22 protein-coding genes are annotated in these 25,936 nt (G+C 63.2%); 11 read left to right on the top strand and 11 right to left on the bottom strand.

All coding sequences use genetic code 11. The annotated features are described in order from the left end of the window. Nucleotides 1-84 precede the first annotated feature (84 nt). The 3 genes from AT395_RS17460 (at nucleotide 85) to AT395_RS17450 (ending at nucleotide 3,276) form a co-directional block, all read left to right on the top strand. Nucleotides 85-1,389 (top strand): ABC transporter substrate-binding protein, encoded by a 1,305-nt coding sequence (locus AT395_RS17460; protein ID WP_042115117.1) that lies wholly within the window; start codon nucleotides 85-87, stop codon nucleotides 1,387-1,389. A gap of 130 nt (nucleotides 1,390-1,519) precedes the next feature. Further along, nucleotides 1,520-2,395 (top strand): carbohydrate ABC transporter permease, encoded by an 876-nt coding sequence (locus AT395_RS17455; RefSeq protein WP_048629008.1) that lies wholly within the window; start codon nucleotides 1,520-1,522, stop codon nucleotides 2,393-2,395. After that, nucleotides 2,392-3,276: a carbohydrate ABC transporter permease gene (locus AT395_RS17450; RefSeq protein ID WP_224787633.1), complete on the top strand. Its 885-nt coding sequence runs from the start codon at nucleotides 2,392-2,394 to the stop codon at nucleotides 3,274-3,276. Before AT395_RS17455 ends, AT395_RS17450 begins: the two co-directional genes overlap by 4 nt. Nucleotides 3,277-3,432: 156 nt before the next feature. Here AT395_RS17450 and AT395_RS17445 read toward each other — a convergent pair whose 3' ends face one another. The 3 genes from AT395_RS17445 to rarD all read right to left on the bottom strand — a co-directional run bounded on the left by AT395_RS17445 (nucleotide 3,433) and on the right by rarD (nucleotide 5,476). Further along, nucleotides 3,433-3,894: a universal stress protein gene (locus AT395_RS17445; RefSeq protein ID WP_042115120.1), complete on the bottom strand. Its 462-nt coding sequence runs from the start codon at nucleotides 3,892-3,894 to the stop codon at nucleotides 3,433-3,435. A 258-nt stretch (nucleotides 3,895-4,152) separates the two neighbouring features. Next, entirely contained in the window at nucleotides 4,153-4,407 is a 255-nt protein-coding gene (locus AT395_RS17440) for a hypothetical protein (protein WP_082164789.1), read from the bottom strand. Between the two features lie 148 nt (nucleotides 4,408-4,555). After that, a complete protein-coding gene (gene rarD, locus AT395_RS17435) occupies nucleotides 4,556-5,476 on the bottom strand; it encodes an EamA family transporter RarD (RefSeq protein ID WP_042115122.1) in 921 nt (306 codons plus the stop codon). Nucleotides 5,477-5,704: 228 nt separating this feature from the next. Here rarD and hisN point away from each other — a divergent pair, with 228 nt between their 5' ends. Beyond that, complete coding sequence (gene hisN, locus AT395_RS17430; protein ID WP_042115124.1) at nucleotides 5,705-6,505, top strand: histidinol-phosphatase; 801 nt, start codon at nucleotides 5,705-5,707, stop codon at nucleotides 6,503-6,505. Between the two features lie 12 nt (nucleotides 6,506-6,517). Here hisN and AT395_RS17425 read toward each other — a convergent pair whose 3' ends face one another. Then, nucleotides 6,518-7,849, bottom strand: coding sequence for an MATE family efflux transporter (locus AT395_RS17425; RefSeq protein WP_058375226.1), 1,332 nt, complete (start codon nucleotides 7,847-7,849; stop codon nucleotides 6,518-6,520). A gap of 245 nt (nucleotides 7,850-8,094) precedes the next feature. On the opposite strand from AT395_RS17425, the gene AT395_RS17420 reads away from it, so the two are divergent. From AT395_RS17420 to AT395_RS17400, 5 genes are all read left to right on the top strand, one after another. Then, nucleotides 8,095-8,460 carry a YXWGXW repeat-containing protein gene (locus AT395_RS17420; protein ID WP_082164790.1) on the top strand — a complete coding sequence of 122 codons (366 nt, stop codon included), beginning with the start codon at nucleotides 8,095-8,097 and terminating at the stop codon, nucleotides 8,458-8,460. Nucleotides 8,461-9,204: 744 nt separating this feature from the next. Further along, a complete protein-coding gene (gene aspT, locus AT395_RS17415) occupies nucleotides 9,205-10,893 on the top strand; it encodes an aspartate-alanine antiporter (protein WP_048629010.1) in 1,689 nt (562 codons plus the stop codon). Nucleotides 10,894-10,967: 74 nt separating this feature from the next. Beyond that, entirely contained in the window at nucleotides 10,968-12,653 is a 1,686-nt protein-coding gene (gene aspT, locus AT395_RS17410) for an aspartate-alanine antiporter (RefSeq protein WP_042115130.1), read from the top strand. Between the two features lie 134 nt (nucleotides 12,654-12,787). Continuing rightward, nucleotides 12,788-14,401 carry a bifunctional aspartate transaminase/aspartate 4-decarboxylase gene (locus AT395_RS17405; protein WP_042115132.1) on the top strand — a complete coding sequence of 538 codons (1,614 nt, stop codon included), beginning with the start codon at nucleotides 12,788-12,790 and terminating at the stop codon, nucleotides 14,399-14,401. 588 nt (nucleotides 14,402-14,989) lie between these two features. Further along, complete coding sequence (locus AT395_RS17400; RefSeq protein ID WP_125348069.1) at nucleotides 14,990-16,219, top strand: ShlB/FhaC/HecB family hemolysin secretion/activation protein; 1,230 nt, start codon at nucleotides 14,990-14,992, stop codon at nucleotides 16,217-16,219. Here the strand turns inward: AT395_RS17400 and AT395_RS17395 are convergent. Then, nucleotides 16,203-16,715: an SLOG cluster 4 domain-containing protein gene (locus tag AT395_RS17395; RefSeq protein ID WP_082117822.1), complete on the bottom strand. Its 513-nt coding sequence runs from the start codon at nucleotides 16,713-16,715 to the stop codon at nucleotides 16,203-16,205. The two genes, AT395_RS17400 and AT395_RS17395, sit on opposite strands and share 17 nt — an antisense overlap. A gap of 342 nt (nucleotides 16,716-17,057) precedes the next feature. On the opposite strand from AT395_RS17395, the gene AT395_RS17390 reads away from it, so the two are divergent. Both AT395_RS17390 and AT395_RS17385 read left to right on the top strand, forming a co-directional pair. Next, nucleotides 17,058-17,570 (top strand): hypothetical protein, encoded by a 513-nt coding sequence (locus AT395_RS17390; RefSeq protein WP_053086373.1) that lies wholly within the window; start codon nucleotides 17,058-17,060, stop codon nucleotides 17,568-17,570. A 400-nt stretch (nucleotides 17,571-17,970) separates the two neighbouring features. Continuing rightward, nucleotides 17,971-18,819 carry an EamA family transporter gene (locus AT395_RS17385; RefSeq protein WP_048629012.1) on the top strand — a complete coding sequence of 283 codons (849 nt, stop codon included), beginning with the start codon at nucleotides 17,971-17,973 and terminating at the stop codon, nucleotides 18,817-18,819. Between the two features lie 32 nt (nucleotides 18,820-18,851). On the opposite strand, the gene AT395_RS17380 is transcribed toward AT395_RS17385, so the two are convergent. From AT395_RS17380 to AT395_RS17355, 6 genes are all read right to left on the bottom strand, one after another. Then, nucleotides 18,852-19,085: a formate dehydrogenase subunit delta gene (locus tag AT395_RS17380; protein ID WP_042115138.1), complete on the bottom strand. Its 234-nt coding sequence runs from the start codon at nucleotides 19,083-19,085 to the stop codon at nucleotides 18,852-18,854. Between the two features lie 259 nt (nucleotides 19,086-19,344). Continuing rightward, nucleotides 19,345-22,209, bottom strand: a complete 2,865-nt coding sequence (gene fdhF, locus AT395_RS17375) for a formate dehydrogenase subunit alpha (protein WP_094068425.1) — start codon at nucleotides 22,207-22,209, stop codon at nucleotides 19,345-19,347. 13 nt (nucleotides 22,210-22,222) lie between these two features. Continuing rightward, nucleotides 22,223-23,848 carry a formate dehydrogenase beta subunit gene (locus AT395_RS17370; RefSeq protein WP_224787634.1) on the bottom strand — a complete coding sequence of 542 codons (1,626 nt, stop codon included), beginning with the start codon at nucleotides 23,846-23,848 and terminating at the stop codon, nucleotides 22,223-22,225. After that, nucleotides 23,845-24,312, bottom strand: a complete 468-nt coding sequence (locus tag AT395_RS17365) for a formate dehydrogenase subunit gamma (protein WP_042115141.1) — start codon at nucleotides 24,310-24,312, stop codon at nucleotides 23,845-23,847. The genes AT395_RS17370 and AT395_RS17365 overlap by 4 nt, the downstream gene beginning before the upstream one ends. A 626-nt stretch (nucleotides 24,313-24,938) precedes the next feature. Continuing rightward, nucleotides 24,939-25,652 carry a GntR family transcriptional regulator gene (locus AT395_RS17360; protein WP_039409675.1) on the bottom strand — a complete coding sequence of 238 codons (714 nt, stop codon included), beginning with the start codon at nucleotides 25,650-25,652 and terminating at the stop codon, nucleotides 24,939-24,941. A 29-nt stretch (nucleotides 25,653-25,681) separates the two neighbouring features. Next, complete coding sequence (locus AT395_RS17355; RefSeq protein ID WP_042115144.1) at nucleotides 25,682-25,900, bottom strand: hypothetical protein; 219 nt, start codon at nucleotides 25,898-25,900, stop codon at nucleotides 25,682-25,684. Nucleotides 25,901-25,936: the final 36 nt, after the last annotated feature.

The following is a 25,936-nucleotide window of genomic DNA, read 5'->3' as shown; positions in this document are numbered from 1 at the left end:
TACGAGTCGGCCCGGCACAACGAGCGAGAAGCCGGGCATCGGACACGAATCACACCACCACGCTTACATGGGGAAACAAGCGACATGCGACGCACGATTCTGAAAACGTTTGCGGCCAGTCTGGCCACGCTGGCACTGGGCGGCCTGACGGGCTCGGCCATGGCGCAGCAAAAGCCGGTCGAACTCACGTTCTATTACCCGGTTGCCGTGGGCGGCCCGGTCACGAAGATCATCAACGATCTGGTGGCGGACTTCGAGAAGGATCATCCGAACATCAAGGTCAAGCCGGTCTACGCCGGCACGTATCAGGATTCGGTGCTCAAGGCACTGACCGCCGCGAAGGCCGGCACGCCGCCGCAAGTGGCCGTGCTCGCCGCCGCCGATGTCTTCACGCTGATCGATGAAGACGCCGTCGTGCCCATCGACAGCATTGCCGGCACGCCTGCCGACAAACAGTGGCTCGACGGTTTCTATCCGGCGCTGATGCTGAACTCGCGCATTAACGGCCACACCTGGGGCGTACCGTTCCAGCGCTCGACCATTGTTATGTACTGGAACAAGGACATGTTCCGCGAGGCTGGTCTCGACCCGGATCGCGCCCCCGCGAACTGGGCCGAACTGACCAGCTACGCGCAGAAACTCACGAAGCGCGATGCGTCGGGCAACGTGACTCAGTGGGGGATCAAGGTACCGTCCGTGGGCTTCGCCTACTGGCTGTTCCAGGCGTTCACCACGCCGGCCGGCATCGAACTGATGAACCCGGCGGGCACCAAGACGTTCCTCAACGCGCCGCAGGCGGTCGAATCGCTCCAGTACTGGGTGGATCTTGCCGCGAAATACAAGGCCATGCCGACCGGCTCGATCGAGTGGGGCACCACGCCGAAGGACTTCCTCGAGAAGAAGACGGCAATCATCTACACCACAACGGGCAACCTGACCAACATTCGCACTAACGCCACGTTCCCGTTCGGCGTGGGCAAGATGCCAGCGAAGGTGCGCGGTGGCAGCCCGACCGGCGGTGGCAACTTCTATGTGTTCAAGAAGACCACGCCGGAAGAAAAACAGGCGGCCATGACTTTCATCAAGTGGGCCACCACGCCCGAGCGCGCAGCGCAGTTCGGTATCGACACGGGCTACGTTGCCGTGACGCCGGCCGCCTGGGAAACCCCGGCGATGAAGCAGTACGTGCAGAAGGTGCCCGCTGCCGCCGTGGCGCGGGACCAGCTTGGCGTGAGCGTGGCGGAGTTCTCCACGCACGACAATCAGCGGGTCACCAAGGCGCTGAACGATGCGCTGCAAGCCGCGCTCACCGGCACCAAGTCGCCGAAGCAGGCGCTGGACGATGCGCAACGCGAAGCCGATCGTATCCTGCGTCCGTACGCCCGCTGAAGTTTCGCCGACGTCTCGCGCTCGTCTGATCGCGGGACGCCGCTGTCAGTCACGTTGAAATGCGGGGCCGTCACATCGCGGCGAGATTGCCGCGTGGGCCGGCCCCGAGTGTTGAATCGATGGACCGTCGATGAATCGTTCCTCTGCTTCGTGGGTGCCCTGGTTGCTGCTGTTGCCGGCGCTGGTGCTGCTCGTCGCCTTTACCCACTATCCCGCTGTCGCTACGCTGTGGCATAGCTTTTTCTCCACGGCACGCGCGGGCGCGACGTCCATCTTCGTTGGCGCCGAGAACTATCAGCTTCTGGCCGAAGACCCCGTGTTCTGGCAGGCGCTTCGCAACAATCTCCTGTTTGCGCTGATTACCGTGCCTGCGGCAATTGCGCTCTCGATTGCCATGGCGTTGTGGGTGCATCGTCAAGTGCCGGGGCGCGCGCTATTGCGTCTGGCGTACTTCACGCCGGCCATTTTGCCGATGATTGCAGTGGCGAACATCTGGCTGTTCTTCTACACGCCGCAGTACGGCCTGATTGCTCAGATTTCGCAGGCGTTCGGCTGGGGCGATCACAACTGGCTGGGGCAGCCCGGCACGGCGCTGCCTGCGCTGATGGTCGTGACGATCTGGAAAGAAGCTGGGTTCTTCATGATCTTCTATCTGGCCGCGCTGCAACAGATTTCGCCCACGCTTGCCGAGGCGGCTGCCCTCGAAGGGGCATCGCGCTGGCAGTACTTCCGGCGGGTGCAGTGGCCGTTGCTGATGCCCACGACCGTGTTCGTGGTGATCAATGCGGTGATCAACGCGTTCCGCCTTGTCGATCACGTTGTCGTGATGACACGCGGCGGGCCGGATAACGCGACCCAGTTGTTGCTGTTTTACATCTATCAGGTCGCCTTCAGTTTCTGGGACACGTCTTACGCGGCGGCGCTCACGGTGGTCTTGCTCACGTTGCTTGCCATCGTCGCCTTCGTGAAATTTCGTCTGCTTGACTCACGCACGCACTATCAATGACGACCTCTGCCCGCTCGACGTCTGCCGCACGCCTGTCTGCGAAATCGCGTGCCGCCCTTCCGGCGTTCTCCGCGAACGGTCAGGCGAACCTGATCGACACCGCCGCAGCATGGCTGCTCGGCCTGCTGTGGTTGCTGCCGCTGTTATATGCGTTCTGGAGCGCGTTTCATCCGTCGGCCTACGCCACGCGCTTTTCGCTGAGCGCACCGCTCACGCTTGAGAATTTCGTGCACGCGTGGCAGGCGGCGCCGTTCGGGCGCTACCTCGTCAATACGTTCGCGCTGGTGACGGTAATCCTCGTCGCGCAACTGGTGCTTGCGACGCTCGCGGCCTATGCCTTCGCTCGTTTCACCTTTCGCGGCAGCGAGGTGGCGTTCATGATCGTACTGCTGCAATTGATGGTCATGCCCGACGTGCTGATCGTCGAGAACTATCGCACCATCGCATGGATGGGTTTGCTCGACACGATCTTCGGCATTGCGCTGCCGTATTTTGCGTCGGCGTTCGGTATCTTCCTGCTGCGTCAGGCCTTCAAGACGGTGCCGCGCGAGCTTGACGACGCCGCGCGCGTGGAAGGCGCCAACGCGTGGCAGGTGCTCTGGCGCGTGTATGTGCCGCTCGCGCGCCCGGTGTACGTCGCTTATGCGCTGGTGTCGATCAGCCATCACTGGAACAACTTCCTGTGGCCGCTCATCGTCACGAACTCCGTCGAGGCGCGCCCGCTGACGGTGGGGTTGCAAGTGTTCGCGTCGACCGATCAGGGCATCGACTGGTCGATGATTACGGCCGCGACACTGATGACCGCCGCACCGTTGTTTGTCGCCTTTCTGCTCTTTCAGCGCCAGTTCGTGCAGTCGTTCATGCGGGCGGGTATCCGCTGAGCGAGCCGGGCACGCGGGCGAGGGCGGCGGCGATCCTCGCATCCAAAAACAAAACGGCACACCGAGGCGTGTGCCGTTTTGTCGATCGCCAGACCCTATCGGATCGGGCAGGGTGCCGGCCGCGTGGGCATTGCCGGTGTTGGCATGACTGCGGATTTACTTGTCGGCGGCCTTGACCAGCAACACCGGCAACGTGGTGATACGCAGCAGCGTTTCGGCAACGCTACCCAGCAGCAGGCGGTTGATGCCGCGACGGCCATGGGTGCCGAGCACGATCACATCGGCGTTCCACTCCTGGGCTTCGCGCAGCACGGCGTCGGCGATTTCATCGGTGCCCGCGTCGAGGGTGATCATCTTCGTTTCAGCGTCTACACCGCGCTTCTTCAGTTCGGCTTGTGCCGTGGCAAGGATTTCGCTCGTTTCTTTCTCGAACGATTCCTCGCTTTCCAGCGGCACGAAGCCGCTGTAGGCGCCAGCGGCGTAGGCGTTGGCAAGTGAGGGAACGACCGACACGAGGCGGATCTTGCCCTGGCTCAGGGCCACGAGCTTGACGGCCTCGTCCATGGCGCGGTTCGAGGGGGTGCTGCCGTCAATCGAGACCAGAATGCGTTCGTACATGATGGTGTCCTCTTTGGGCTGGAAATGCGTGATGCCGGGTGGTGCCGGGGGGCCATGCGAGCGCGTCGATACAGCGATGTGCGGCAATCCGTCGGCATAATTTTCATTCTCGCACTGCGCGTATGGAAAGTCATCCCGCGCAATGGCGGCGGGTTGACCACGCGCAATAACGCATCGTAATGCCAACCGCCGGCGCTTGCACGCCGGGTGCCATGCGCCGGGAGGTGCGGAGCGTTTCGGATGCCCGAAGGGGCGGGCTCAGTTCGGCCGGCAGGCGATCACGAGATTGGCGACGCCGCCGCTCACGTCGCGGGTGAGCACGTCGTAGCCCTTTTGCAGGCATTGTGTCCGAGCGCGCTGGTCGCAGTCGCCGGCGCTATTGGCCGAACACTGGATCTGCTGAGTGGGACGGCCGTCCGAGGTGAACAGCGGAGCAGACGAGCCGCAGGCAGACAGCGTGACGGTGAGCAGCCCCGAGGAAAGCAGGATGGCGATCTTGGCGAGATTTTTCATAAGGGTCGTCTTACAAGATTTCGCGAGTATAACGCGGTGTCATGACGCCTCGCGCGCGCTCGTTCAAGGTTGGGATACGTCACAAGCGGACCTTTGGCGGCGGCTTGCGCTGCGCCGTCACCGCGTCGTCACCGCGCTGTGATGCTCCTTACCGCGCCGCCTCTGCGCGCGCCGCGGCGCTTGCCAGGCGTTGTCGGCGCAGTGTGCGCAGGCTGTCGAACACAATGAGGGCGACGCCGAACCAGATCGGCGCGTAGGTCCACAGGCCGCGCGCCGTGAAGGGCTCGGCGAGCAGGAAGATCGAGACGGCGAAGAGCAGCACTGGCTCTACGTAGCCGAGAATGCCGTACAAACCGATGGGGAGCACGCGCGCGGCGCCTAGCGTGCTCGCCAGTGCGCTGGCGCTCAGCAGCCCGAGGGCCGGCAGCCAGAACCAGTAGCGCGGCTCGCCAAGCACCATGGCGTTCTGCGGCCATGCCTGCCAGAGCAGCACGGCTGCCACCGGAGCCATGGCGAGCAGTTCCATGATGAAGCCGCTGAGCGCGTCCAGGCGCAACCGGCGGCGCAGCATGAAGTAGGGGGGATAGCCGAACATGATGATCGCCGTGACCCACGACAGGGCGCGCGTGGCCCAGAGTTCATGGGCGACACCCAGTGCGGCCGCAATCACGGCAGCCGTTTGCAATGTACTTAGCCGCTCCTTGTATACCGTGCGGCCGGCGAGCACCATGGTGAGCGGTAGCAGGAAGTAGCCGAGGGATACGTCGAGCAGGCGCTGTTGCAGCGGCGCCCAGACGAACAACCAGAGCTGTACGCTCAGGAGCGCCGCGCAGAGCAACACGGCGCCCAGCAACGCGGGCCGGTGCAGCACATGCGACATCGTGCGGCCGAGCACGTTCCAGCGCCGCAGCACCGTCACGATGACGAGGGTGCCCGGCAGCGTGAGCAGAATGCGCCAGGCGAACACATCCAGTCCGGATAGCGGGGCCAACTGCGAGACGAGCGCGGGCATGACGGCGAACATCACCGACGCCGAGACTGAGAGCATCACGCCGCGACCGGAAAGCATGGGGGACCTGTGAAATGGAGACGGGGGCGGGGCTTAGCCCGGATCAGGCCGCGAGCATAGCAAATTTGCACCAGATTGGGCGTTCTTGTGAGATCGCAACGGGCGGGGCCAAGCGGCGAGGGGGCCCACGAGAGGCCCGCGAGGGGACCGCGAACGCGTATGATCCCCATGCGTCACCATTTTCCATTTTTTGCCGCGATGCGCGGCACTTTTGCAGGAGATTCGTGCATGTCGTCCGTACCCGCAGTTGCTGAATACGCGGCTTTCGCAGCGTCGTTGGCCGATGCCGTGAGGCCGCTGTCGCTGGGCTGGTTCCGCCGGCGTCTCGCCGTCGACGACAAGGCAGACGAAAGCCCGGTCACCATTGCCGATCGCGAGGTCGAAACCGCCCTGCGCGAGAAGATCGCGGCGCGCTATCCGGCACATGGCATCTGGGGCGAGGAGTTCGGCAAACGCGGTGTGGACGCGGAGTTCGTCTGGTCGGTCGATCCCATCGACGGCACGCGCAGCTTTATCACGGGACACCCGTTGTGGGGCACCTTGCTGGCCTTGTTGCATAACGGCAAGCCGGTCGTCGGCCTGATCGACATTCCCGCCACGGGCGAGCGCTGGGTCGGGGTGAACGACGTGGCGAGCGGCGTGCGTGAAGCCCGCTTTGGCGGCGAGCTGTGCCGCACCAGCCCGGTGACGGCGCTGGCCGACGCGACCGTTTATGCCACCTCGCCCGACATCTTCGACGCGGCAGAGTACGCCCAATTCGAGCGGTTGACGAAGGCGGTGAGCCGTCGCCGCTTCGGTGGCGATTGCTACGCCTACGGGTTGCTGGCGAGCGGGCACATCGAGCTTGTCATGGAAGCCGGCTTGCAGACCTACGACTATCTGGCCGTGGCGCCGGTCGTCGAGGCGGCCGGCGGTGTCATTACCGACTGGGAAGGCAAGCCGCTCACGCTGACCTCGCAGGGACGTGTGCTGGCCGCCGCAAACGCCGAACTGCACGCCGCGGCGCTGGCGTGCATTCGCGGAGCCTGAGACCGTAGGCGATCACGCGAGCGGGTGAGGGAGACCTCGCCAGATTCGCGGCAGCAAGACGCCGAGCACAATGCCGCGCGTGGCGAGAAACGCCAGCAGCGCGAGCCACAAGCCGTGATTGCCCCACGCCGCGAGCGTGAGCGGCATCACGGCGCCAAACACCAGCAGACCGATCAATGACGATGTGAGCAGTTCGCGAGTGCGCGTCGCCCCGATGAACACGCCGTCGAGCTGGAAGCACCACACCGCGACGAGCGGCGAGAGCACCGCCCATGGCAGGAACTCGCGCGCGGTGCTGCGCAGTGCCGGCTGATCGGTCAGCGTATCGATGATGGCGCCCCCGGCCAGCGCATAGACGAGCGCGAACGCGAGGGCGCAGCCCAGCGCCCATCCCAGCGATAGCCGGATCGCGTGCAGCAACGCCTGACGCTGCCGCGCCCCGACATAGGCGCCCACCAGTGCTTCGGCCGCATGGGCAAAGCCGTCGAGCCCATACGCCATGAAGGTCTGGAAGTTCAGCAGCAGTGCATTGGCGGCGAGCGTCGTATCGCCAAGCCGCGCACCGACACGCGCGAACCATGCGAAGGCGAGTTGCAGGAACAGGGTGCGCAGAAAGATATCGAGATTGAGCCGCAGCAGGCGCCACAGGGCGGCCCGCTCGACCAGCGTGGCGAATCGCAGTGGTGGCAGCCCCGGCGTGCGTGCGAGCCAGAGTAACCATGCGCCTAGTGCGAAGCCGAGCGCGTCTGCCAGTGCGGTCGCCGAGGCGATGCCCGTCACCCCCCAGTCGAAGCCGCGCACGAACACGAGTACGGCCACGATATTCACGAGGTTGATGAATACCTGCACCGCCAGCCCTTGTCTCACGCGTTGACACGCGAGCAGATAGCCCAGCACGACATAGTTGCCCAGTGCGAGCGGCGCGGCGAGGATGCGAATGCTTGCATATTCTCGAGCCAGCGCCTGTACCTGTTCGCTGCCGCCAAGCCATGACACGCCGATCGACACCAGCGGATGGCGAAAGACCCACAGCACGGCACCGATGGCAAACGCCAGCGCCAGCGCACGCGCGAGCGTATCGCGCAGACGCGTCGAATCGTTGGCACCGAAAGCCTGAGCGGCGAGTCCTGTCGTGCCCATGCGAAGGAACGAAAAGCCCCAGAAGATCAGGTTCAGCAGCAGACCGCCGAGTGCGACACCGCCCAGATAGGCTGGCCCCGGCAAATGACCGGCCACGGCCGTGTCGACGGCCGAGAGCAGGGGCTGGGTGAGGTTGGCGAGCACGATGGGCACCGCCAGACGCAGAAGTTGCCGGTGACCGGCGGCCGCAGGGGCAGGGTTCATGGGTGAGCTGTGCGGCGGCCGTTCATGGCGGCGCCGTCGATCCGCGCGGGGCGGTAGGTTATGAGTGGGCCGATTATAAGGGGTGGACGATAGAAGACGATGGACCGACAGGACAGACTTCCGGACGCGGCGCAGCACAGGCACATCGACAAAACGCGAACGGTACAATACGTGGCGTCTCCGCTTCTGTGTTCAGGGTGCGCGGGCGTATCCCATCTTTGCCGCTTTGCATGGTTTCGTTCTTCATGACTTCGCCGATTTTTCCGACTTCTCGTTTGGCCCGCCGCCGTTGTGCGCTTGCCGTCGCCTTGTGTCTCGCGAGTCTGCCGGCACTTGCCGAGGTAACACTGAAACGCGGCCCGCCACCTCCTCGTTTCGAAGACCCGCACGCCGCACCCAAGGGAGCGTTCTGGGTGCCGGGCTACTGGCAATGGAAAGACGGCCGCTACGATTGGGTCGACGGTCACATGGAACCCAAGCGCCCCGGCATGCGCTACCACCCGCCGCACTGGGAGGAAACGGGCGATCACGAGTGGACGTTGCGCGACGGCGTATGGGAGTCATCGGGCTGGGGCCCGGGCACGATTCACGACATTCGTGCGCCCAAGTGATCGGGTGTCATGGTGCTGTGACACAACGTCGCAGTGCTTGAGAATTTTTCATCCGATCCTTCGATGTTTCGCTGTGGCGGTGACAGCGCGCAATGGCGTCGCGCCACGGTGTCTCGACGGTGTGCACGCATGGAAAGCATTCCCGGCGTATTAATCAGTAATCCGATGTATTAGGAAAAATACAGACTTGACGCGCATAGGCCAGAGCCGTTACTCAAAAAATATTGACACGTCCAGAACGTTGAACAACACTATGCCCGACATCGCGTCACCACGAAGCGCGGAACAGTCGCAGATAGCGTAATTTAAATTACTTGTGCAACGAAATTGCGTGCAACTCATGCGCCTCGCACAAGTCATTCGAGTGCCTGGCTAGCGGCTGATGGTGTAACGCCCGAGGGCTTCCAGGGAGGAGGCGGGCGTAATCGATTATCGGGTTGTCTCAACGTTTTGGGATCCGCTATGTACACCGCACGCATAGTTTCAAGCGCCTTGCCGAGGGCGGCGCGCTTCACCGGACAATCGATCCGTTGTTTTGCTTCGTCTCTGTCCGTTCCCACTTCAACGCCTGGCTGAGTTGCGCACGGGTGCATAACGTAAGGCCGCACGCGCGGTCTGCTGTTTCCCCGATCTGCGAGGCCCCGGCCACGACGATCTGCCTTTCCCTGAAGCCATATGCCTGACAGACGCCGCGAATTTGTGGCACAGCTCGTCACCTCTGCGTGACATGTGGCAGGAGCGTGTATGCAATGTTCAGTCCCGTTGTTCGATGCCGTGCCGTTGATCACCGTGTTCGTCTGCGTCGTTCTGGGCCAACTGCTCGGGCGCATCAAACTCGGTCCGGTCCAGCTCGGGGGCGTGTGCGGCGCGCTGCTTGTGGCGTTGCTCATCGGCCAGACCGGCTGCATGGCCGAAGGCTCGCTCAAGGACTTCGCATTCGCGCTTTTCATCTTCGCCATGGGCTTTTCCGCCGGCCCGCAGTTCGTTGAGAACCTGAACCTGCGCGGCCTGCGCTTCGGCGTGTTGTCCATTATCGAAGTGGTGTTCGTGTTCGGTATCGTGATGATCGCCGTGAAGGTGCTCGGTCTGGATGCGGGCACGGCCGGCGGTCTGGCGGCGGGGGCTGCCACCGAGTCCGCAATGGTCGGCACGGCCATCGAAGCGCTCAACCGGCTTGGCCTCGCCCCTGAGAGCTTCAAGGCGCTGCAAGCCAACGTCGTGACCGCATACACGCTTACGTATGTGTTCGGTCTCATCACGATCGTGCTGTTCACCAACTTGCTGGCGCCGCGTTTGCTGGGCATCGATCTCAGGCAGGACAGCGCGCGGCTCGCCCGCGAGATGGAAGACGAGAACGGTGGTGAAACCGGGGCGCCTGCGGCGCCCGATCTGGTGGGGCGCAGCTATCGCGTGGCGCATCCGGGGCTCACCGTTGCCACGTTGGAGGCCGCGTTCGAAGCACGAGTGGCCGTCGAGCGCGTGCGGCGTGGCTCGACCTCGGTGCCGGTTGCGCAGAGCCTTGTCCTTGAGCCGAACGATGAAATTCTGCTCGTCGGCCGGCGCGATGCCATGCTCGAAGCACATACGCTCGTCGGTCGCGAAGTGGCAGGCACCGAAACGAACGATATCGTGCTGGTGGAGCGCGACTTCGTCATGACCAACAAGGAAGCCGAGGGCCGCACGGTCAGCGACTTGCGCCGCGAAGCGCCGGTCGACGTGCGCCATGGCGTGTTCGTCAAATCGGTCAGGCGCATGGGCATGCAGTTGCCGTCGCTGGGCAAGATTCCGCTGCAACGCGGGGACGTGGTCACGCTGCAAGGTTTGCAAAGCGACGTGGATCGTGCGGGCGAGGTACTCGGCAAGCCGGTGCCATATGGCAACAAGACGAGTCTCGTGTTCGTTGGCGTGGCCCTGATCGTGGGGCTTTGCATTGGGCATCTGTCCGTGCGCATTGGCGGTGTGCCGATGACGCTGGGCTCGGGCGGCGGCGCACTGCTTACGGGGCTGGCGAGCGGCTGGCTGCTCTCGCGGCGTCCCACATGGGGCACGTTCCCGCCGGCGGCTTACGAATTGCTCAAGGATCTGGGGCTGGCAGTGTTCGTGGTGTGCGTCGGTCTGTCGGCAGGGCCTCAGGCCGCCGTGCTGTTGCGAGAGCACGGTCTGGCGCTGCCGGTGGTGGGTATTTGTGTGTCTTTGATTCCGGCGCTTGTGTCGCTGTGGGTGGGGCACAAGTTGCTGCGTATCGATGGACCGATCCTGATCGGCGCCATTGCCGGTCAGCAGGCAAGCACGCCGGCGATCAGCGCCGTGGTGCAAACGGCAGACAGCGCATTACCGGTCGTGGGGTACACGGTGACGTACGCCCTGTCGAACGTGTTGCTGCCGCTCATGGGGCCGGCGGTCGTCTTCGTCGCCCATCAGTTTTCGCGTTAGGGCGCATCGGTGCCGTCGGGGCACAGCCCTGAGCGCGCCGGTCGCCGTTCCCATTTCTTGACGGAGGTTCTGCCGTGGAACTCGTGCATAGCATTCTCAATCATGTCCCGGAGGTCGCGATCTTCCTGTCGCTCGCCCTCGGGTATGCGATCGGAGCGGTCAAGTTCGGATCGTTCCAGCTAGGCGGTGTGGGCGGTTCGTTGCTCGTGGCCGTCGTTGTCTCGCAAATCGGCATTTCGGTCGACTCGGGCGTGAAGAGCATCATGTTCGCGCTCTTCATCTACGCCGTGGGTTACGAAAGCGGTCCGCAGTTCTTCAGCTCGCTCTCGCGCAAGACACTGCGCGAAATCGGCATGGCGGTGTTCCTCGCCGCTTCGGGGTTGGTCACGGTGCTGATCTGCGCCAAGATCTTCGGCTTCGACAAGGGGCTTGCTGCCGGTGTCGCGGGCGGTGGCCTCACGCAGTCGGCCATCATCGGTACGGCCGGCGACGCCATTTCGCGTCTGGGTCTGCCGGCGGACGAAGTCAAGCGTCTGCAATCGGAAGTGGCCATTGGTTATGCCGTCACGTACATCTTCGGCAGCCTCGGTGCAATCATCGTGTGCGCGTCGCTCGTGCCGAAGCTCATGGGCCGTACGCTCAAGGACGACGCGAAGAAGGTCGAACTCGCCATGACCGGCGGCCAGACCGTACTCTCGGCTGATCAGGTCGATTCGCTGCCGCCGCTGGTTGGCCGTGTCTATCGTGTGACGACCGGCGCGGGCAAGCGGGTGATCGAGGTCGAGAAGCATCTGACCGACGGTGTGACCATCGAGCGCTTGCGGCGTAACGGAAAGATCATCATCGCGACCGACGATCTGGTGCTCGAAGCGGGCGACGACGTCATGCTCATCGGGCGCCGTGAGGCGGCGACCGAAGCGTGGCGTCTGCTGGGCGACGAACAGCCGCCGTCGCGCGATCTCGACATTCCGCTGCGCATGCAGGAAGTGGTGTTCGCCCGTAAGGGCGGGAACGGCAAAAAGCTTGGCGAGTTGAAGGCCGGTGTGGAGCGCGACGTCAAACACGGCGTGTACATTGCCAGGATCACCCGCATGGGGCAGCCGGTGCCGGTGCTCGACGATACCGTCGTTTATCACGGCGATGTTGTCACGCTGTACGGTGCAGACAGCGACGTGCAACGCGCCGCGAAGGAAGCCGGCTACCCGGTGGCTTACTCGGTGAAGACCGACTACGTGTACATGGGGATCGGTATCGTGTTCGGTCTGCTGATCGGCTACATCGTGGTCAAGGTCGGTGGCATTCCGCTCACGCTCGGGAGTGGTGGCGGTGCGCTGCTCGCCGGCCTGATCTTTGGCTGGCTGCGTGGCAAGCATCCGACCTTCGGCGCGATGCCCCTCGCCGCAAGTTCTCTGCTCAAGGAGCTTGGGCTCGCCACCTTCGTGACCTGTGTTGGCCTGTCGGCTGGCGCACAGGCGTGGCAGACGTTGCAGCAAAGCGGTGTCTCGATCTTCGTCGCCGGGGTGATCGTCACGATCGTGCCGTTGCTCCTGACTTATCTCTTCGGGCGTTATGTCCTTCGCTACGACAACGTGGCCATTCTGGCCGGTGCGCTCTCGGGCTCGCGCAGCGCCAACCCGGCGTTCGGTGAAGTTCTCGACAAGGCCGAAAGCAATGTGCCCACGGTGCCGTTTGCCATTACCTATGCCATCGCCAACGTGCTGCTCACGCTGCTCGGACCGCTGGTGGTGTCGCTGACCTGACCTGCGACAGGGCGTGGCCGTCTCGCAACGCCCTGCAACGCAACGTGTTTGATTCATTCGCCCGATTGTCCGTCGTTGCCCCCGCATGACGGAGTCGCAATGAGTTGTAGGTGGTTGATTATGGAGAAATCACTATGAAATCGAAGGAACTCGACGCACTCGCCAAACTCAGCCCGTTCGAATTCAAGGACACGCTGATCGAACTCGCACAGGAGAACGGCGCGCAGCGTTCGATGCTCAATGCCGGGCGCGGCAATCCAAACTTCCTTGCGCTCGAGCCGCGTCATGGCTTTTTCCAGTTGGGCCTGTTTGCGCTCTCGGAAGCCGCCCGGCAATTCACGTATATGCCGGAAGGCGTGGGCGGCATTCCGCCAGGCAAGGGCGTTGAAGCGCGCTGGCAGGATTTCGCGCGCGAACATCAGCATGAGCCGGGGGTGAAATTCCTCGAGAAGGCGATCTCGTACATCCGCGACCAGATGGGGTTGGTCGTCGAGGACTTCCTCACGGAAATGGTGCACGGCATTCTCGGGTGTAACTACCCGGTGCCGGATCGCATGCTGCGCAATACCGAGAAAATCTCCGCCAAGTATCTGCGTCGAGAAATGGTCGGGCGTCACCCGTTCGTGGGCAACTTCGACCTGTTCGCGGTCGAAGGCGGCACTGCGGCCATGACATACCTGTTCAATACGCTCAAGACCAACCATCTGCTGCAAGCCGGCGACACCATCGCGCTGGGCATGCCGATCTTCACGCCGTATATCGAGATTCCGGAACTGGCCGATTACCAACTTCACGAAGTGAACCTGAATGCCGATCCCACACTGGGCTGGCAGTACTCGAAGAAGGAACTCGACAAGCTGCTCGATCCGAAGATCAAGGCGTTTTTCCTCGTGAACCCGAGCAATCCGCCGTCGGTCAAGCTCGACGATGCGTCGCTCGATCACCTGGCCGAGATCGTCAAGAAGCGTCCGGATCTGATCATCCTGACCGACGATGTCTACGGCACGTTCGCCGACGACTTTCGCTCGCTGTTCGCGATCGCGCCTTACAACACCATTCTCGTGTATTCGTACTCGAAATACTTCGGGGCGACGGGCTGGCGTCTGGGCGCCATCGCCACGCACGAAAAGAACCTGTTCGACGACAAGATCGCCAAGCTGCCCAAGGCGCAGCGTGAAGGCCTCAACGCCCGCTATTCGTCGATCACGACGGAGCCGGAGAAGCTCAAGTTCATCGACCGCCTGGTGGCCGACAGCCGCGCCGTGGCGCTTAACCACACGGCTGGCCTGTCTACGCCGCAGCAGGTACAGATGGCGCTCTTCTCGCTGTTCTGCCTGATGGACGAGCCGGACGCCTACAAGCATGCCGTGAAGCGCATCATCCACCGCCGCAAGAGCGCGATGTACCGCGCGGCCGGCATTGCGGATGAGACCGGGCCTACGGCCGTGGACTACTACAACATTCTCGATCTCGAAGTGCTGGGAACGAAGATCTACGGCAAAGGCTTCGTGGACTGGTTCATGAAGAATATCGATCCGTCGGAAGTGCTGTTCCGTCTGGCCAAGGAAAGCGGCGTGGTGCTGCTGCCGGGCCGGGGCTTCGGCACGCTGCATCCGTCGGGCCGTGTGTCGCTCGCCAACCTCAACGAGCCGGACTACATCCAGATCGGCGTGACGGTGCGCAAGCTCATGGACGAGTACAACGAGCGTTACATCGCGGGCGGTAGCAAGGGCGGCAAGAAAAAGTAAGCCGCGCCGGGCGTCGCCCCTGTCCGAAACCGGTGCCGGGTCTGAGCGACCGGCACCACTGCCCCCCCTCGATCGCCCCTCCATGGCGATCGACGATTGCCCGGGAAACGTTTGCAAGCGGTTTTCCGGGCTTTTTTATGATGTGGAATCGGGACCGGCCCCTCGTGCTGTGAATGTACGCAAAGTGCTTCGCTGGCGCGGAATCGCCAAAGCGAGGGCGCAATCGGCGGGCGCCAATAAAAATGCCCGCACGAGGCGGGCAAAAATCACTACAGGGGAAGTCACGCGGTATGAGTGGCGATGTAACGAAAGAGTTCCCGACAATCTGTTACTGGTATCGCGTCATCCGATCGACGTAAAATATCCGCTTGTCGCTAAAGCACCCCCTCATGTCGGACGCAGCGCACGACGCTGGCGAATGGCATCAGCGCGGGGTGGGATCTCAGGTGTCGAATGTCGTCGGTAAAGCCGGCCGTGCGGAGTCGTCTCCTGCTGGCCGCGTGCCTGAGCGCCGGAATGCCGGGGCTCACGCATGCACAATCCTTGTTCTCGGACCCCAATCCGCCATGTTTCACTGAGCAGAACGCCGTGTCCTATGGTTTGTGGGATCGCGGACTTGCGCCTCAGTATTTCGTGCCGCCTCCGCCTCCGCCCGCGACCGTTGTGCAGGACCCGGGCGCGGCGTCGGACCCGATCGCGTTGTTCGCGGGAGACGATCCGAACGCGGTCGCCGCTGCCGTCGATCGTGAGGCGTCCGAGCGAGCCGCCGCCGCGAGCGCTGCTGCATCGACGGGCGACACGGCGACCCAGGCGCCGCAGACGGCTTCAGCGGTGACGGCATCGAACACCGATCCCGCTCAGATGGCACAGGGTGAGGGGGCTGCAAGCGCGCCGTCGGCCGATACCTCCCCCGCGCCGCCGCCGTCCCCTCCATTACCTGCCGCCGATTTTGCGATCGCGCCGGAATTGAGCGCCGATGGCACGGCGATTTCCGCAGTGGATCTCGATGCCGCAGCCTCGGCAACTTCGGCGGCGAGCGAACCGCCGCCCGCACCTGACGTTGCGCCGCCCAATGCCTTCCTCGCGCGTGCCTCGTGCTGGCGCGCGTTGCCGCGTCACGAGAGTCTTGCGAATCGCAATCTGCGTATGCTGATGAGCCGGGGACTCGTGGTGCGCAGCGAGCAGTTACCGCTTGTCGCCACGCGCAGCAGGACTCCCGGCGAGGGCGCCGTGGGTCTTCAGGTGCTCAACGAGCAGCCGTACCAGTTCAACGTCGGCATGAACAACAGCGGCATGACGACCACGGGCAAGATGCAAGGCACGGCGAACCTGCTGATGAACAATCCGCTGGGCATGGATGGCAAGTTCAATACGACGCTGAGTCAGGATTTGCAGAATGCGCGACGCGATACGACGAATCGCGATGTGACCGCCAACTATTCGTTGCCGATCGACGCGGACTGGACTGTGGGCATCACAGGCAAGACCAATGCCGCGACCGATCAGATCGCCACCGGCACGACACAGACGCAGACACTGCAATGGCGTGTGCGCCGGGCGTTCGACTTCACGGCCAACGGGTCGACGGGGCTCGAACTTCGCTACAACCGCAGCCGCACCGAAGACCCGAACGCCATCCACACCTACGACAGTTACGCCGAGGTGGGCCTGAGCCACACGCACTATATGGGCACGTCGAAGCTCGATTTGTCGGTGATGCAGCGTTTGAACGCGCCGTGGATGCCCGCGTCGAGCGGCCCGCCGGGATGGTCGTATCGCTTCCAGTCGATCGACGCGAAACTCACCGTGCCGTTCTGACGAAGTCCATCACGGTATCGAGCGATACCGTTCGCACCAGCGAGGCGGGCATGTCCGCGAAGTGTTCGCGCTGCCCGAACAGAATGACGGGCTTGCCGTAATGCAAGGCGAGCCCGACTTCGTCACGCGTGCCGTGATTGCCGGGCAGCGCGACGATAACGTCGCTCGAGAGCACGTTGATGTGATTGCGTGAGAGCGTGCCTGCCGGTGCATCGGGCAGATGGCGCGGTAGCGGACTCACGATGGGCACTTCCACGAAGGGATTCGGATAGCCGGCCAGAGGGCGGAATGTCGGACGCTCGCCATCGTGACTTACGGCCTCGGTCGGCACGACACCGATACTGCGTCCCATGCGCTGCGGTACGGCGCAGAAGGCTTCGCTCACGCTCGCCATTACGCCCTGTCCGCCCCCAGTCAGCAGGTGGTAGCCGGCGATCGCGAGTGCGCGTCCGAGGGGCGCGGCAAGTTCGGTCCACGGCTGTTTGCCGGAACCCATGACACCAACGGTTATGGAACGCAGGGCAGAAGTCATAGCGGGAGGCGGGTCGGAGCGCTGCCGATGATAAACGAAATTGCATCGACGCATCGACCGTAACGCCGGTCTGCTCGTCAGCCGGTCAGGCGATACCAACCGCGAGGGCAAAAAAAACCCGCCGAATGGGCGGGTGAGGAAGCAGGCCTCCCACGGGGAAGTGAAAGCCTGATCTCGCGAGGTGTCTGCGAGACCCGTGTAGTATCGTGATCCGAGCGTCTGCTGGCTATGGGCGAAGTCCTAAAGTCCATGTCAGACACTTTCCATTTCCGTTTCTTAACCTTTCTGACGTTCATGGGGCGACAAATGACCGAATCGACCGATACCCCGCCGGCCAACGCTGCCCAAATCGCCGCCATGCGAGTGCTGCGCACGGCATTGCTGGCCCAGCACAAAGTACTGATTGCCAATGATCGTCAGCAATACGAAGCAGTGTTCGGCCCCGTGCCGACCGGCCGCTTCGTGCAGTTGCTGACCGAAGACGCCTGGTTTCGCTGGCTGGATCCGCTTTCACGCCTGATCGTCGCCCTTGACGAGTGGCTGGAACAAACGCCGCCGCTGGGCGACGCGGGCATTGCGCTGGCCGATGAAGCCGCCAAGTTGTTCCGCAACACCGACGCCGAGTTCGGCGAACGTTACCGGTTGGCTTTGCAGCAAGCTCCGGATGCCGTGCTCGGCCAGAGTCAGGTCGTCGCGGCGCTGCGCGGTGTGCCGCAATCGCCGCCCGCTACGCCGGGCGCTCCCGAAGCCGTCGTAAAGACCGGTGGGCCGATCCGGCAGGACCCCGATGTGTTGGCAAACAAGGGGGATGGCGCTTGAGCAGGGAGGGAGCAGACCGTCAAGCCGAATATTTGTTCCATTGCTGATCGTTTTTTGAGCAGGGATCTTGACAGCCCCTGTTCATGAGGCATTCGGGAAGGTGGGGGCAGGTTATCCAGTGGGTTATCCACAAAGGGTGTGGGCAACTTTCGGCGCGGCCCTGCGTCGACGCCGGCTGCCTTTCCTTCGATGGCCGAAGCAGGGGGACGCTCGTTTCGCCAGCAAAAGCCGGTGGCGCGAGTTCGCGATGCCGGGAGAAGTCGTCTGGCCCTGTGGGAATCCATAACGCTGGCACTATGTCGACGTCGTTCGCGCTGCGACAATATCGCCTTTGCCGTTCGTCGGACAGCGCGCTGTGTCAGACGCTCTCCGACACCCCCTCCTGCCGCGTTCGATCGCCATGACTACCACGCCCATCGTGTTGTTGGTGCTGCTCTCCGCACTGATGCATGCCACCTGGAACGCGTTTCTCCACGCCAGTCCCGATCGTCTCTGGCAGGTCGGCATGATGGCCGTGCCGCAAGGGCTCATGGCCGTGGCCGGCATTCTGTGGCTGCCCATGCCGCCCGTGGAGGTCTGGCCGCTCATCGTGCTCTCCGCCTGCGCACAGGTTGCCTACACGGCGGCGCTCATTCGCGCGTATCGCGTGGGCGAGTTCGGGCAAATCTACCCGATTGCGCGGGGCATTTCTCCGCTGCTGATCTCGGGGGCGGCGTTGCTGCTTGCGGGCGAAATACCTCGCTGGATTGCTGTGGTGGGGATTGTGTGCATTTGCACGGGCATTCTGACGCTGGCGCTGCGCGGGCGCCGTTTGTCGGGCGACAGCGTGCCGGCGGCGTTACTCACCGGCGTGTTCATCGCGGCGTACACGATTATCGACGGCTTTGGCGTGCGTCTGTCGAACGGCAACGGCGTTGCCTATATCGCGTGGGCGTATCTGTTCGCCAGCGTGCCGCTCGTGGGCGCGGTATGGGCGTGGCGCGGGGGATGGCGAGGCATGTTTCTCGCACCGCGCCGCCGCGTGACAGAGGCATTGGGTGCGGGCGTGGTCGCGCAGTGCGCGTACGGCATGGTGGTGTTCGCGCTGCAATACTTGCCAATGGGCGTGGTATCCGCGCTGCGGGAGTCGAGCGCCATTTTTGCGGTGCTGCTGGGCTGGCTGTTCATGCGCGAGAAACTCAACGCTCGCCGCCTCGTGGCGTGTAGCCTCGTGGTCGGCGGCGCGGTGCTCATCAAGCTGGGCGCGTAGGCGTAACCGCCTACGCTTGTCCGCCGAGCAGCTTAGCCGCGCGGCCAGAGCTCGGCGCGATGCGCGGTGATCGCAGCCACCACGATCTCGCGCATGCCGTGCCCGTCGGTCGCCTCGAGATGTTCGAGAATCGTCATGCGCATGCGTGGGGCCCAGAAGCGTCGCAGGTGGCCTGCAATGTTCTCGAGCGCCTCGCTGCGATCGGGCATCGTCTCGAAGAAGTCGCCGATCTGATTGGCCATCTTGACCAGATTGTCGGTGTCCATGATCTGTTCTGTCCCCTGAAATCGTTCTCTGTCGGTGTGCTGCCGTGCGATGTGCGGTGTCTTGCCTTGCTACGTGGCCAATCTCGCGTCCGCCGCACCGTCTCATGGCATTAGACGGTGAAGCCCGCCGGAGCCGTCCGGCGCTGGACGCGGATTGTCCGGCGCTACGCACCGCTTCGCAGAGGTTGCAGACTTCACAGACCTCTGCCGGCACGGTGCGCGTTGCTTCCCTTTGTGGCGTGCTGCCACGCGTTACCGCTTAGCTCGGACTCGCTTCCGTCGTGCTGTGGGCGTGTCCGAGGAACGCCTCCTGCTGACGGTTGAAGTCGGAGTACTGGCGCTGCCATTCCGACGGCTGCGCCACCGGCGTGACCTGCACGGCCGTCACCTTGTACTCGGGGCAGTTCGTCGCCCAGTCCGAGTTATCGGTGGTGATGACGTTCGCCCCCGACTCGGGGAAGTGGAACGTTGTGTACACCACCCCCGGCTGCATGCGCTCGCTCACTACCGCACGCAACACCGTCTCACCGGCGCGACTCTGGATACCGACCCAGTCGCCGTCCTTCACGCCGCGCTCTTCTGCGTCGTGCGGATGGATCTCGAGGCGGTCCTCGTCATGCCAATAGACGTTGTCCGTACGGCGTGTCTGTGCCCCCACGTTGTATTGCGACAGAATCCGCCCGGTCGTGAGAATGAGCGGGAAGCGACGCGTGACTTTCTCGTCCGTCGGCACGTATTGCGTGATGAGGAACTTGCCCTTGCCGCGCACGAATTCGTCGATGTGCATGACGGGCGTGCCGTCCGGCGCTGCTTCGTTGCACGGCCACTGCACGCTGCCCACCTGATCGAGCTTCTCGTAGCTCACGCCGGTGAAGGTCGGTGTGAGGCGAGCGATCTCGTCCATGATTTCCGACGGATGCGAGTAATTCATCTCGTAGCCCAGACGCTTGGCCAGTTGAATCGTCACCTCCCAATCGGCGTAACCGGCGCGCGGCGGCATGACCTGCCGCACGCGCGAAATGCGACGCTCGGCGTTGGTGAACGTGCCGTCCTTTTCCAGGAACGACGAGCCCGGCAGCAATACATGCGCATACTTTGCCGTTTCGTTCAGGAAGATGTCCTGCACGACGATGCACTCCATCTGTTCGAGCGCGTGGGTCACATGCTGGGTGTTCGGGTCGGACTGAACAATGTCCTCCCCTTGGCAGTACAGGCCCATGAAGGTGCCGGCGATTGCGGCATCGAACATGTTCGGGATACGCAAGCCCGGTTCGGATTGCAACGCTACGCCCCATTCGGCTTCGAACAGCGCACGCGCCGCCGAGTCGGATACGTGACGATAGCCCGGCAGTTCGTGCGGGAAGGCGCCCATGTCGCACGAGCCTTGCACGTTGTTCTGACCGCGCAGCGGGTTCACCCCCACGCCCTCGCGGCCGATGTTGCCGGTGGCCATGGCGAGGTTGGCGATGCCGATCACGGTCGTGGAGCCTTGCGCATGCTCGGTCACGCCCAGACCGTAGTAGATCGCTGCATTGCCGCCCGTGGCGTACAGCCGCGCAGCACTGCGCACGAGATGCGCGGGCACGCCGGTGTGGACCTCGGTGGCCTCGGGCGAGTTTTCGGCACGCGCGATGAACTCGCGCCATTGTTCGAACGCCCGGTCTTCGCAGCGCTCGGCGATGAAAGCATCGGCCATCAGGCCTTCCGTCACAATGACGTGGGCCATGGCGTTGATGATGGCCACATTGGTGCCCGGGCGCAGTTGCAGGTGATAGTCGGCCTTGATGTGCGGGCTCTTCACCAGATCGATGCGGCGCGGGTCGATCACGATCAGCTTGGCGCCTTCGCGCAAACGCCGCTTCATGCGCGAGCCGAACACCGGGTGGCCGTCGGTGGGGTTCGCCCCCATCACGAGGATCACATCCGACTGTTCGACCGACTTGAACGTCTGCGTGCCGGCCGATTCGCCGAGCGTTGCCTTCAGGCCGTAGCCGGTCGGCGAGTGGCACACGCGTGCGCAGGTGTCGACGTTGTTGTTGCCGAACGCCGCGCGCACCAGTTTCTGAACCAGATAGTCTTCCTCGTTCGTACAGCGCGAGGACACCAGACCGCCGATCGAGTCGCGTCCGTACTTGGCTTGAATCCGCTTGAACTCCGAGGCGGCATAGTCGAGCGCCTCGTCCCACGACACTTCCTGCCACGGGTCGGTGATCTTCTTGCGAATCTTCGGGGTCAGGATACGGTCCTTGTGCGTGGCGTAACCCCAGGCAAAGCGGCCTTTCACGCAAGCGTGGCCTTCGTTGGCCTGCCCGTCCTTATGCGGCACCATGCGCACGACTTCATTGCCCTTCATCTCCGCCTTGAACGAGCAGCCCACGCCGCAATAGGCGCAGGTGGTGATCTTGGCGTGCTCGGCCTGACCGAGATGGATGACGGACTTTTCCTGCAACGTCGCTGTCGGGCAGGCCGCCACGCAGGCGCCGCACGATACGCATTCCGAGTCCATGAACGGCTGATCCTGACCCGGCGAGACGCGGGCTTCGAAGCCACGCCCCGAGATCGTCAGCGCGAATGTGCCTTGCGTTTCTTCACAGGCGCGCACGCAGCGATTGCAAACAATGCACTTCGAGGCGTCGTAAGTGAAGTAAGGATTGGATTCGTCTTTCTGACTGTCGAAGTGATTCGCGCCATCGAACCCGTAGCGCACTTCGCGCAGTCCGGTCACGCCGGCCATGTCTTGCAGTTCGCAGTCGCCGTTGGCTGCGCAGGTCAGGCAGTCGAGCGGGTGATCGGAGATGTAGAGCTCCATCACGCCCTTGCGCAATTCCTGCAGCTTTGGCGATTGCGTGCGCACTTTCATGCCCGGCTCAACAGGGGTCGTGCACGACGCCGGAAAGCCGCGACGGCCTTCGATCTCGACGAGGCAGAGGCGGCACGAACCGAACGGCTCGAGCGAGTCGGTGGCGCACAGCTTAGGTACGTTCACGCCACTCTCGGAGGCCGCGCGCATGATCGAGGTGCCTGCGGGCACCGTGATCTGTTCGCCGTCGATCTCCAGCGTGACTTCCTTCGTCGATTCGCGGCGCGGGGTGCCGTAATCCTTTTCAAACATCGGGTCCATCATGGTGGGCACTCTCCTAGGCGGCCTTGGTCGGCAGATTCGACGACTCGGCCGCGCCGAAGTCTTCTGGGAAATGATTCAGCGCAGACAGCACGGGGTAGGGCGTCATGCCGCCCATGGCGCATAGCGAGCCCGCGAGCATGGTGTCGCACAGGTCGCGCAGCAGCTTGATCTGCTTCGGACGGTCGCGTCCGTCGATGATCCGGTCCATCACTTCGACGCCGCGCGTCGAGCCGATACGGCACGGCGTGCACTTGCCGCACGATTCGATAGTGCAGAACTCCATCGCGTAGCGCGCGAGCCTGGCGAGATCCACGGTGTCGTCGTGGGCCACGATCCCGCCGTGACCCAGCACGGCCCAGAGCGCAGCGAACGCTTCATAGTCGAGTGGCGTATCCCATTGCGATTCGGGCAGGTACGAGCCGAGCGGGCCGCCCACCTGCACCGCGCGCAGCGGGCGGCCAGTGATGGCGCCACCGCCGTAGTCGTACAGAATCTCGCGCAACGTCACGCCGAAGGCTTTCTCGATGAGACCGCCGTATTTGATGTTGCCGGCGAGCTGAATAGGGAGTGTGCCGCGCGAGCGTCCCATGCCGAAGTTCTTATAGAACTCCGCACCGCGATCCATGATGATCGGCACCGAGGCCAGCGAAATCACGTTGTTGATGACCGTCGGCAAACCGAAGAGACCTTCGATCGCGGGCAGTGGCGGCTTGGCGCGCACCACGCCTCGCTTGCCTTCGAGACTTTCGAGCAACGCCGTTTCTTCACCGCAGACATACGCGCCCGCCGCCTTGCGCACTTCGAGGTGGAACGTTTGCCCCGAGCCCAGAATGTTCTCGCCGAGATAGCCTGCCTTGTTGGCGTTGACGATGGCTTCGTTAAGCACGTCGATGGCGTGCGGATATTCGCTGCGCACGTAGATGTAGCCGCGCGTGGCGCCTACGGCGATGCCCGCAATCGTCATACCCTCCACGAGCACGAGCGGATCGCCTTCCATCAGCATGCGGTCGGCGAATGTGCCGGAATCGCCTTCGTCAGCGTTGCACACGATGTACTTCTGTGCGGCCGGCGTGTTCAGCACCGTCTTCCACTTGATGCCGGTCGGGAACGCCGCACCGCCGCGTCCGCGCAGACCCGACTCGGTCACTTGCGCGACGATGGCGGCGCCGTCCAGGGCGAGCGCGTTGCGCAGACCGCGATAACCGTCGTGCGCCACGTAGTCGTCGACCGATACCGGGTCGGTGAGGCCCACACGGGCGAACGTGAGACGTTCCTGCTTCTTGAAATACGGGATCTCTTCGGTCAGCCCGAGCGCAAGCGGATGATCGCCGCCCGCCGTGACGTTGGCGTCGAACAGACCGGGCACGTCGTCGGCTTCGACCGGGCCGTAAGCGACACGCCCTGCGGGGGTGACAACTTCGAGCAGCGGTTCAAGCCAGAGCATGCCGCGTGTGCCGTTGCGCACCAGTTCGATATCGATGCCGCGCTGTGCAGCTTGCGCGGTAATCGCCTCGGCAACGTCATCTGCGCCGAGCGCGAGGGCGGCGGAATCGCGCGGCAGGTAGAGCCGCACTTTGCCGGCCGTGCGAGCCGTTGCGGGCGGGGTGGCCGGCGAGGTGGAAGTGGAGGCTTGGCTCATGCGGCATCCTTTGCGCGGGCGACCAGACGGTCGAATTTCTCGGGGGTGACGCGCGCGTGCAGCTTGTCGTCGATCGTGATGGCAGGCGACGTCGCACACTGGCCGAGGCAGTACACCGGCTCAAGTGCGACATCGCCGCTGTGGCTATGCATGGCGCAACCCAATACACGCTCGGCATGCGCAACGAGTGCGTCGGCGCCCATGCTCTGGCACGCTTCGGCACGGCAGATCTGCACGACATGACGCGGCGGCGGACTGGTGCGGAAGTGGTGATAGAACGTGATCACGCCATGCACTTCGGCGCGAGAGAGATTGAGGGCGTTGGCGATGACAGGCACGGCATCCGGGGGTACGTAGCCGAAAGCTTCCTGAACGTCATGGAGGATCGGCAGAAGGGGGCCTTCCTGAGCCGCATGTACGTCCAGAATCGCTTGCACCGTCGCGATGGAAAAAGCCTCGCGCATGGCTGTTGTCTCCTGTTTGGCGCACCGTGGGGAACTGTGCGCCTGAGGGTATGGGTTATCTGTTGTTGTCCTGCCCCGGGGCGAGAGGCCCAATGGTCACATCCGGCAACGCTGCTCGGGTCTAGCGATCAGCGCGGCGCCGGAAGAGCGTGCGGCACATAGCCCCCACCATATGCCGCACGGGTTCGGCCTCTCGCCCGTTGCTTACTTCCGTTAACTTTGGTCAATGCTCCGGTCTCGCGAGTCCTGCAACGCCAAAACCGTTCGCCACTCATCGATGCACCCGATGAAGGGCAGTGCTTCTCACACGTTTTCGCTCGCTCGGCAGGCCGTTGCCGACGGTGAGGCGAAGCATCAGTATGTGAAACACGATATATGATATACGGTATACATGCAATAGCATGACACCCGGTTTGGCAGCCTCGTTTACCCGAATTCGGGAGAGATAGGCGACAGGCGAGGGCGGTGAGCGCGGTGAGTGGGGGCGGTCCTCCCTCCATTCGTGCGTGGGTGGAGGCAGGGCGGTGGGGGGCAAAAGGGGATAAAGAAAAGGCCGGCGGCATTTGCATGCCGCCGGCCTTTTTACTGGCGGCGTCCGTTGCCGGACGCGCTCGCAGACGCTGACGTTACTCGAGGAAGTCGCAGTGCTCTTCGACGAAGGCAGCCAGGCCGAGCGTGTGGTCGCGCGCGAGTTTCTCGGCGAGTTCCGTGTCACGCTTCTCAAGGGCCGTAATGATCTTCAGGTGATCGACAATCGAGCGGGCAGCCCGGTCGTTCTGAGCGATCGTCACCTTGCGGATGGCGCGCACGTGAATGAACAGGTTCTTGATCGTATTGGCAATGGCTTGCGAGCCGCCAAGATTGATCAGGGCCTGATGGAAGTCGATGTTCGCGTCCGAATATTCCTCGATATGATCCGTCGGCGGTGCATTGACGAACTCGTCGAACAAGTGGCGCAGCTTCGCGATTTCTTCATCGCTCGCATGCAACGTGGCCAGCCGCGCGGACATCCCTTCGAGGGCGGCCCACATCTGAATCATCTCGACGATTTCACGCTTGGTCTTGCGGATGATGAAAATGCCCCGGCGCGGCACCGTACGCAGAAAGCCTTCCTGTTCCAGCAGGGTCATGGCCTCGCGAATCGGCGTGCGCGAAACGCCAAGCACCTGGATAAGCTGACGCTCATCCAGGCGAATTTCTTCCTTCTGGTTATAGATATCGGCATCGGCGATGGCTTTTTTCAGCAGCGCATACGCCTGATTGCGAAAACTCGTGGTGGTGTCGATCGGCTCCAGCGCGAGCGGAGTCACGCGCGCCGGAGTTGGGGTGATCAGGGACATGCAATAGTCTCCTAGGTATTACGGCCCCTTCAGAGGCGCAATGCTTGCTGCCCCACGATGGTTGCCGGCTTGGTAACGAGTTTACCCGATTCGTTTGCCTGCGTGGTTTCCGCCAGATACGCGAAACGGCCATTCTTTTCGGCTTTTTCGAGCATCGAGGCCGGCAAGGCGACAAAAAGGTGAACCATCGCGACACCGGCGGCAAGGGCAGAAGCAAGGGCAAGCAAAGTAAGCGCAGCGATTAACATGGTGACACTCCTGATAAACGATTAACGGTCGTAATG

Source organism: Pandoraea apista, from assembly GCF_001465595.2.
Taxonomy (GTDB): Bacteria; Pseudomonadota; Gammaproteobacteria; order Burkholderiales; family Burkholderiaceae; genus Pandoraea; species Pandoraea apista.
Note: the sequence above shows the minus strand (reverse complement) of the source record. Positions and strands in the feature narration are given on the sequence as shown.

Coding starts and splice junctions, on each gene's coding strand:
- AT395_RS17355 (WP_042115144.1), bottom strand. CDS start 25,900: ATGTTAATCGCTGCGCTTACTTTGCTTGCCCTTGCTTCTGCCCTTGCC.
- AT395_RS17420 (WP_082164790.1), top strand. CDS start 8,095: ATGACTTCGCCGATTTTTCCGACTTCTCGTTTGGCCCGCCGCCGTTGT.
- AT395_RS17445 (WP_042115120.1), bottom strand. CDS start 3,894: ATGTACGAACGCATTCTGGTCTCGATTGACGGCAGCACCCCCTCGAAC.
- hisN (WP_042115124.1), top strand. CDS start 5,705: ATGTCGTCCGTACCCGCAGTTGCTGAATACGCGGCTTTCGCAGCGTCG.
- fdhF (WP_094068425.1), bottom strand. CDS start 22,209: ATGATGGACCCGATGTTTGAAAAGGATTACGGCACCCCGCGCCGCGAA.
- AT395_RS17395 (WP_082117822.1), bottom strand. CDS start 16,715: ATGGGTTCCGGCAAACAGCCGTGGACCGAACTTGCCGCGCCCCTCGGA.
- rarD (WP_042115122.1), bottom strand. CDS start 5,476: ATGCTTTCCGGTCGCGGCGTGATGCTCTCAGTCTCGGCGTCGGTGATG.
- AT395_RS17460 (WP_042115117.1), top strand. CDS start 85: ATGCGACGCACGATTCTGAAAACGTTTGCGGCCAGTCTGGCCACGCTG.
- AT395_RS17440 (WP_082164789.1), bottom strand. CDS start 4,407: ATGAAAAATCTCGCCAAGATCGCCATCCTGCTTTCCTCGGGGCTGCTC.
- AT395_RS17385 (WP_048629012.1), top strand. CDS start 17,971: ATGACTACCACGCCCATCGTGTTGTTGGTGCTGCTCTCCGCACTGATG.
- AT395_RS17405 (WP_042115132.1), top strand. CDS start 12,788: ATGAAATCGAAGGAACTCGACGCACTCGCCAAACTCAGCCCGTTCGAA.
- AT395_RS17455 (WP_048629008.1), top strand. CDS start 1,520: ATGAATCGTTCCTCTGCTTCGTGGGTGCCCTGGTTGCTGCTGTTGCCG.
- AT395_RS17425 (WP_058375226.1), bottom strand. CDS start 7,849: ATGAACCCTGCCCCTGCGGCCGCCGGTCACCGGCAACTTCTGCGTCTG.
- AT395_RS17360 (WP_039409675.1), bottom strand. CDS start 25,652: ATGTCCCTGATCACCCCAACTCCGGCGCGCGTGACTCCGCTCGCGCTG.
- AT395_RS17365 (WP_042115141.1), bottom strand. CDS start 24,312: ATGCGCGAGGCTTTTTCCATCGCGACGGTGCAAGCGATTCTGGACGTA.
- AT395_RS17450 (WP_224787633.1), top strand. CDS start 2,392: ATGACGACCTCTGCCCGCTCGACGTCTGCCGCACGCCTGTCTGCGAAA.
- aspT (WP_048629010.1), top strand. CDS start 9,205: ATGCAATGTTCAGTCCCGTTGTTCGATGCCGTGCCGTTGATCACCGTG.
- AT395_RS17380 (WP_042115138.1), bottom strand. CDS start 19,085: ATGGACACCGACAATCTGGTCAAGATGGCCAATCAGATCGGCGACTTC.
- AT395_RS17390 (WP_053086373.1), top strand. CDS start 17,058: ATGACCGAATCGACCGATACCCCGCCGGCCAACGCTGCCCAAATCGCC.
- AT395_RS17370 (WP_224787634.1), bottom strand. CDS start 23,848: ATGAGCCAAGCCTCCACTTCCACCTCGCCGGCCACCCCGCCCGCAACG.